Genomic DNA, 6,143 nt, shown 5'->3' with positions numbered 1-6,143 from the left:
GCGCCTGCGTGACGGCCGGCGGCCGCACCCTCCCGGAAGGCACCCTCGTCACCGTCGACGGCACCAGCGGCGAGCTGGTCCTCGGCCGCCCCCGCACCGTCACCGGCGCCGCCGGCCCGCACCTGCGGCGGCTGCTCGCCTGGGCCGACGACGCCTCGGGCGACCACTCCCCCCGCGAGGAGGCCCAGCGCCTCGCCGCGGCCCACGCCGCCCTGCGCGACCGCTGAACCGGCCCCCGCACCACCCCGGTCCCCGCACCGGAAGGAGACCCAGCCATGGCGACCCGGCACCTCTACCTGGCGCGGCACGGGGCGGCCGACGCCTTCGGCCGGCTGACCGACGCCGGGGAGCGGCAGTCGGAGCTGCTCGGCGAGCGGCTGGCCGCCCTGCCGATCGACACGGTCTGGCACTCGCCGCTGCCCAGGGCGGCGTACTGCGCGCAGATCGTGGGCACCCGCCTGCCGGGCGCCGCCGTGCGCGAAGCACCCGAACTGGTCGACCACGTCCCGCACGTGCCCGAGGACGTGCCGCCGCCGTGGGCGGCGTTCTTCGACGGCTACGGCGCCGAGGAGGCCGAGCGGGCGCGCCGCGCCGCCGACGCGCTGACCGGCAGGTTCGCCCGCCCCGCCGCCGCCGAGACGCACGAGGTCCTGGTCACCCACGCCTACCAGGTGGCCTGGCTGCTCCGGGACGCCCTGGGCGCGCCGCCGGCCCGCTGGCTCGGGCTGAACTGCGGGAACGCGGCGCTCACCGTGATCGAGTACCGCGCCGGCGACGCACCGACGGTCCTGCTGTACAACGACATGGGCCACCTGCCGGCCGAGCTGCGCTGGACGGGGTTCGGCACCGGCACCCGCCCCTGAGCGGCTGTTCCGCCTTCTTCGCCTCCGTCGCGGTGCCGCCGGCGCCCTATCCGGCTTCGCCACGGGGGAGGCCCGCCGCGGACGACTCGGGCTCGGGCCCGGGTGCGGGTGCGGGGGACGGCTCGGCGGGCTCCGGTCCGGGCCGGGGCGGGGGCGGGCGGGTGGCGGAGGGTCGGTCGAAGTGCCGTCGGTCGGGCCGGGGGTGAACACTCGGCAGGTGCCGGCGTAGGAGCGGTCGGTCCGGGCCCGGACGGCGCCCCGGCCGCCGCAGTACCGGCACCGGCGGAGCCGGCGTCCTGGCGGGAGGTCCGGGAGGTCCGGGAGACCGCCTCCTCCCACCCGGGGCGGGGGGAGTAGCCGGTCTCCCGGTCCGGGTCAGATGGTGCCCTGCCAGCAGTGCGGCCCCAGGAAGGTCTTGATGTCGGAGGCCAGGCCGTTGTCGGGGTTCACGGTGAAGCCGAGCTCGTAGAGGGTGTTCTTGTCCCAGCCCGTGGTGAGCAGCCGGATCGGCACGTCGCCGGGGTGGGCGAGGAGGGTGCTCTTGAGCTCGGCCACCACGTCGGGGGTGAGGCGGCCGACCGGGGCGGTGATCTGGACGGGGGGCTTGGTGCCGAGCTCGGCGGAGGACATGTCCAGGGTGGTGATCTCCTGGCCGAAGATGCTCAGCGTGCCGTCCCGGTCGTTGAGCCGGCCGCGGACGGAGATGACGTTGTCCTCGACCATCTGGGCGGACATCAGCTGGTAGGCGGCGGGGAAGAACAGCACCTCGATCGAGCCGTCGCGGTCGGCCAGGGTGATGATCGCCCAGGCGTTGCCCGCCTTGTTGATCCGCCGGTCGACGCCGGTGATCAGGCCGGAGAGCCGGACCTCGCCCTCGGTGCGGCCGGAGTTCAGCAGGTCGACGAGCGAGACGTCGCGGTTCTTGGTGAGGATGTGCTCGGCGCCGTCCAGCGGGTGGCTGGAGACGTACAGGCCGAGCATCTCCCGTTCCAGGCCGAGGAGTTGCTTGCGCGGCCACTCCCGGTCGGTGAGCTGGAAGTCCAGGCCGATGGCGGGGGTGTCGTCGCCGCCGAGCATCGCGAACAGGTCGTCCTGGCCGATCGCCTGCTGCTTCTTGACGCCGGTGACGGCGTCGATCGCGCTCTCGTGGACGCTGCTGAGCGACAGCCGGGTGTGGCCGAGCGAGTCGAAGGCGCCGGCCTTGATCAGCGAGTCGACGGTGCGCTTGTTGCAGACCACCAGCTCGACCTTGTCCAGGAAGTCGGCGAAGGAGGTGTACTTGCCCTTCGCCTCCCGGGTGGCCACCAGCGACTCGATCACCGGGACGCCGACGTTGCGCACCGCCTTCAGGCCGAAGCGGACGTCGCTGCCGACGGCGGTGAAGTCGACGACGGACTCGTTGACGTCCGGGGAGAGGATCCGGATGCCCATCGCCCGGCACTCGGCCAGGTAGATCGCCATCTTGTCCTTGTCGTCGGCGACCGAGGTGAGCAGCGCCGCCATGTACTCGGCGGGGTAGTTCGCCTTCAGGTAGGCGGTCTGGTAGGAGACCAGGCCGTACGCGGCCGAGTGCGACTTGTTGAAGGCGTAGCCGGCGAACGGGACCAGCACGTCCCACACCGCCTGGATCGCCTCGTCCGAGTAGCCGCGCTCCTTGCAGCCCGCGTGGAACGGCACGAACTCCTTCTCCAGCACCTCCTTCTTCTTCTTGCCCATCGCGCGGCGCAGCAGGTCGGCCTGGCCGAGCGAGTACCCGGCGAGGACCTGGGCGGCACGCTGCACCTGCTCCTGGTAGACGATCAGGCCGTAGGTGGGGCCGAGGACCTCCTTGAGCGGCTCCTCCAGCTCCGGGTGGATCGGGATGATCTCCTGCTGGGCGTTCTTGCGCAGCGCGTAGTTGGTGTGCGAGTTCATGCCCATCGGGCCGGGCCGGTACAGCGCGGAGACGGCGGAGATGTCGGCGAACTCGGTGGGCTTCATCAGGCGCAGCAGGGCGCGCATCGGGCCGCCGTCGAGCTGGAAGACGCCCAGGGTGTCGCCGCGGGCGAGCAACTGGTAGGTGGTGGGGTCGTCGATCGGGATCTTGTCGATGTCGACGTCGACGCCCCGGTTGGCCTTCACGATCTTGATGCAGTGGTCGATGATGCCCAGGTTCCGCAGACCCAGGAAGTCCATCTTGATCAGGCCCATGGCTTCGCACGACGGGTAGTCGAAGCCGGTGATGATGGTGCCGTCCTTGTCCCGCATGTGCAGCGGGATCAGGTCGAGCAGCGGCGTCGAGGAGAGGATCACCGCGGCCGCGTGCACGCCGGTGCCGCGGATCAGGCCCTCGATGCCCAGGCCGGTGTCGATGATCTTCTTGACGTCCGGCTCGTTCTCGTACAGCGAGCGGATCTCGGTGCCCTCGTTGTACCGCGGGTGCTTCTCGTTGAACAGGTCGGCCAGCGGCACGCCCTTGCCCATCACGTCCGGCGGCATCGCCTTGGTGATCCGGTCGCCCATCGAGAACGGGTAGCCGAGGATCCGGTTGGCGTCCTTCACGGCCGCCTTGGCCTTGATGGTGCCGAAGGTGTTGACCTGCGCGGTGTACGCCGAGCCGTACTTGTCGGTGACGTAGCGCACCATCTGGTCGCGCTGGCGGTCGTCGAAGTCGATGTCGACGTCCGGCGGGTTGATGCGCTCCGGGTTGAGGAAGCGCTCGAACAGCAGGTCGTGCTCCAGCGGGTCGAGCTGGGTGATGCCGGTCAGGTAGGCCACCATCGAACCCGCCGCCGAACCTCGGCCCGGACCGACCGGGATGCCGTTGTCGCGCCCGTACTGGCAGATGTCGGCGACCACGAGGAAGTACGCGTCGAACCCCATCGGGGTGATCACGCCCATCTCCAGCTCGACCCGGTCCAGCACCTCCTGGCTCGGGTTGTCGCCGTAGCGGTGCTGGAGGCCCGCGGCGATCTTCTTGCGCAGGTAGGACGCCTGGGTCTCGCCCTCGGGCACGTCGAACTGCGGCATCCGGTCGACGTAGGTGAACACCTCCTGGTACGACTCGATCCGCTCGGCGATCGCGAGCGTGTTGTCGCACGCCTCGGGGAGGTCGCGGAACAGCTCGCGCATCTCCTCGGCGGTCTTCACGTAGTAGCCGGAGCCGTTGAACTTGAACCGGTTCGGGTCGTCCTTGTTCTTGCCCACGCCGACGCACAGCAGGCTGTCGTGCGCGTCCGCCTGGTCGGCGGTCACGTAGTGCGAGTCGTTGGTGGCCAGCAGCGGGATGTTCAGGTGCTTGGCCAGCCGCAGCAGGTCGGCGCGCACGTCCTGCTCGATGGACAGGCCGTGGTCCATCAGCTCCAGGAAGTAGTTCTCCTTCCCGAAGATGTCCTGGTACGCGGCGGCCGCCTTCACCGCCTCCTCGTACTGGCCCAGCCGCAGCCGGGTCTGCACCTCCCCGGACGGGCAGCCGGTGGTAGCGATGATGCCGCCCGCGTTGGCGGCGATCAGCTCCCGGTCCATCCGGGGCTTCATGTAGTAGCCCTCCATCGACGCCAGCGAGGAGAGCCTGAACAGGTTGCGCAGCCCGGTCGCGTTCTGCGCCCACATCGTCATGTGGGTGTATCGGCCGCCACCGGAGACGTCCTTGCCGCCCTCGCCGTCCGAACCGGTCGGCCGCTGCCCGCCCGGCGACCAGAACACCTGCTTCTTCAGGAACCGCGACGACGGCGCCACGTACGCCTCGATGCCGATGATCGGCTTCACCGAGCTCTTCGCGGCCGCGTGGAAGAACTCGTACGCGCCGAACATGTTGCCGTGGTCGCTCATCGCGATGGCGGGCATGCCCTGTCTCTCCGCCTCGGCGAACAGCTTCCCGTTCTTCGCGGCCCCGTCCAGCATCGAGTACTCGGTGTGGACGTGCAGGTGGGCGAAGCTGTCGGACACGGCGGGTGCGCTCCTTGCGGCTCGACGGCGGACGAAGCCCCCACCCTAGTACCGCGTCAGGCAACCTTCGCCCGTCGCGACGCCCGGCACGCCCTCTCGCCGCACCGGCCGAAAACCCAAGTACACCCAGTACGAGGGCTTCCGGCCGGCACGCCGAGAGAACGCACCAAGGGGGCACCTCCCAGCCCCCCTCGGGGCTGGGGGAGCCGCTCCTTCACGGCAAAGGCTGCCTGACGCGGCACTAGTCCGCTCGGGCCGGGTCCGACGCCCACCGGACCCGACCGGATCGGGGCCCGTCGGGGCGGCCCGCCGAGCGGAGGATCCGCCGGGCGGCGAACGCGACGGCCGGGGCGGCGGTGGCGGCGAAACGGAGCACCGCCGGGCCGGTGAGGGCGGTGGCGGTGGCGGCGTGCCAGAGCAGCGGGGCGGCCACCGCGACCGCGACCAGGGCCGGGGCGCCGTACCACAGGACGAACGGGAGCGCGCCGAACCAGTCCGCGGAGAACGCCATCAGCTCGTACCTGAGCGGCCCCCGGTAGGCGCCGAGGAGTGCCGCGCCGACCAGCGCGGGGGCGCCCGCGGTGAACAGCAGCAGGACGCCCCGGAGCACCGGCCCCGGGACCGGCAGCAGCAGCGCGACGGCCGTGGCCGCGGCGGCGCCCAGCACGGCGAGCAGCACGCTCGGCACCACCAGGTGGGAGAGCGCGACCCGGCCCGGCGCGAACGGGAGCAGCGCGGTGCGCGACGGCCGGTCGGTCTCCTCCCGGGCCGGCTCCACCAGGGCCGCGGCCGCCAGGTAGGGGCCGAGGCTCAGCAGGCAGCCCAGCCAGGCGGCGGTCACCGGGGCCGGGTCGGCGCGGGCCGCCCAGAGCCGGGCCGCGTGCAGCAGCAGGACGGTGCCCCCGGCCCAGGCCGCCGCCGCGGCGAGCCGGCCGGGGCGGCGCAGCAGCACGGCGGCGTCCCGCCAGAACAGCACCAGCCGCGGGGAGCGCGGCACCGGCAACCGGAGGCCGGGGCCGGTCCGCCGGGACCGGGCGACGGACCGGGCGACCAGGGCGACCTGCCGGAAGTCCAGCAGCAGCAGGCCGGTCCGGGCCCGGCCGGCCGCCCGCGAACGCAGCGCCAGGCCGGCCGTCGGCAAGGACGCCAGGGAACGGTCGGCCGCGACCAGGGCGACGCCGGCGCAGGCGGCCAGCGCGGCCGCCGCCGGCAGGTGCGACCGGTCGAAGCCGCCGGCCGTCCCGCCGAGCGCCCACCCCGCCCAGCCCCACGGGCCGGAGGCGGCCAGCAGGGCGGTCGCCGGACGGGGGTGCCCGGCGGCCAGCGCGCCGAGCGGGACCGTCGCGGCCCGCG

2 protein-coding genes and 2 pseudogenes are annotated in these 6,143 nt (G+C 72.7%); 2 read left to right on the top strand and 2 right to left on the bottom strand.

Going from position 1 to position 6,143, the window contains the following annotated elements:
• Together ACFUEL_RS32940 and ACFUEL_RS32935 are read left to right on the top strand one after the other, a co-directional pair.
• Positions 1–227 (top strand): annotated as a pseudogene (locus ACFUEL_RS32940) (pyruvate, phosphate dikinase); the annotation flags it as partial.
• 48 nt (positions 228–275) lie between these two features.
• Positions 276–863 (top strand): histidine phosphatase family protein, encoded by a 588-nt coding sequence (locus ACFUEL_RS32935; RefSeq protein ID WP_380240777.1) that lies wholly within the window; start codon positions 276–278, stop codon positions 861–863.
• A 375-nt stretch (positions 864–1,238) separates the two neighbouring features.
• On the opposite strand, the gene dnaE is transcribed toward ACFUEL_RS32935, so the two are convergent.
• Positions 1,239–4,790 carry a DNA polymerase III subunit alpha gene (dnaE, locus tag ACFUEL_RS32930; protein ID WP_380240775.1) on the bottom strand — a complete coding sequence of 1,184 codons (3,552 nt, stop codon included), beginning with the start codon at positions 4,788–4,790 and terminating at the stop codon, positions 1,239–1,241.
• Between the two features lie 241 nt (positions 4,791–5,031).
• A pseudogene (locus ACFUEL_RS32925) lies at positions 5,032–6,143 on the bottom strand (hypothetical protein); the annotation flags it as partial.

Source organism: Kitasatospora sp. NPDC057198 (assembly GCF_042670125.1).
GTDB lineage: Bacteria > Actinomycetota > Actinomycetes > Streptomycetales > Streptomycetaceae > Kitasatospora.
The sequence above is the reverse complement of the archived record's forward strand: the minus strand, read 5'-3'. Positions and strand labels throughout refer to the sequence as shown.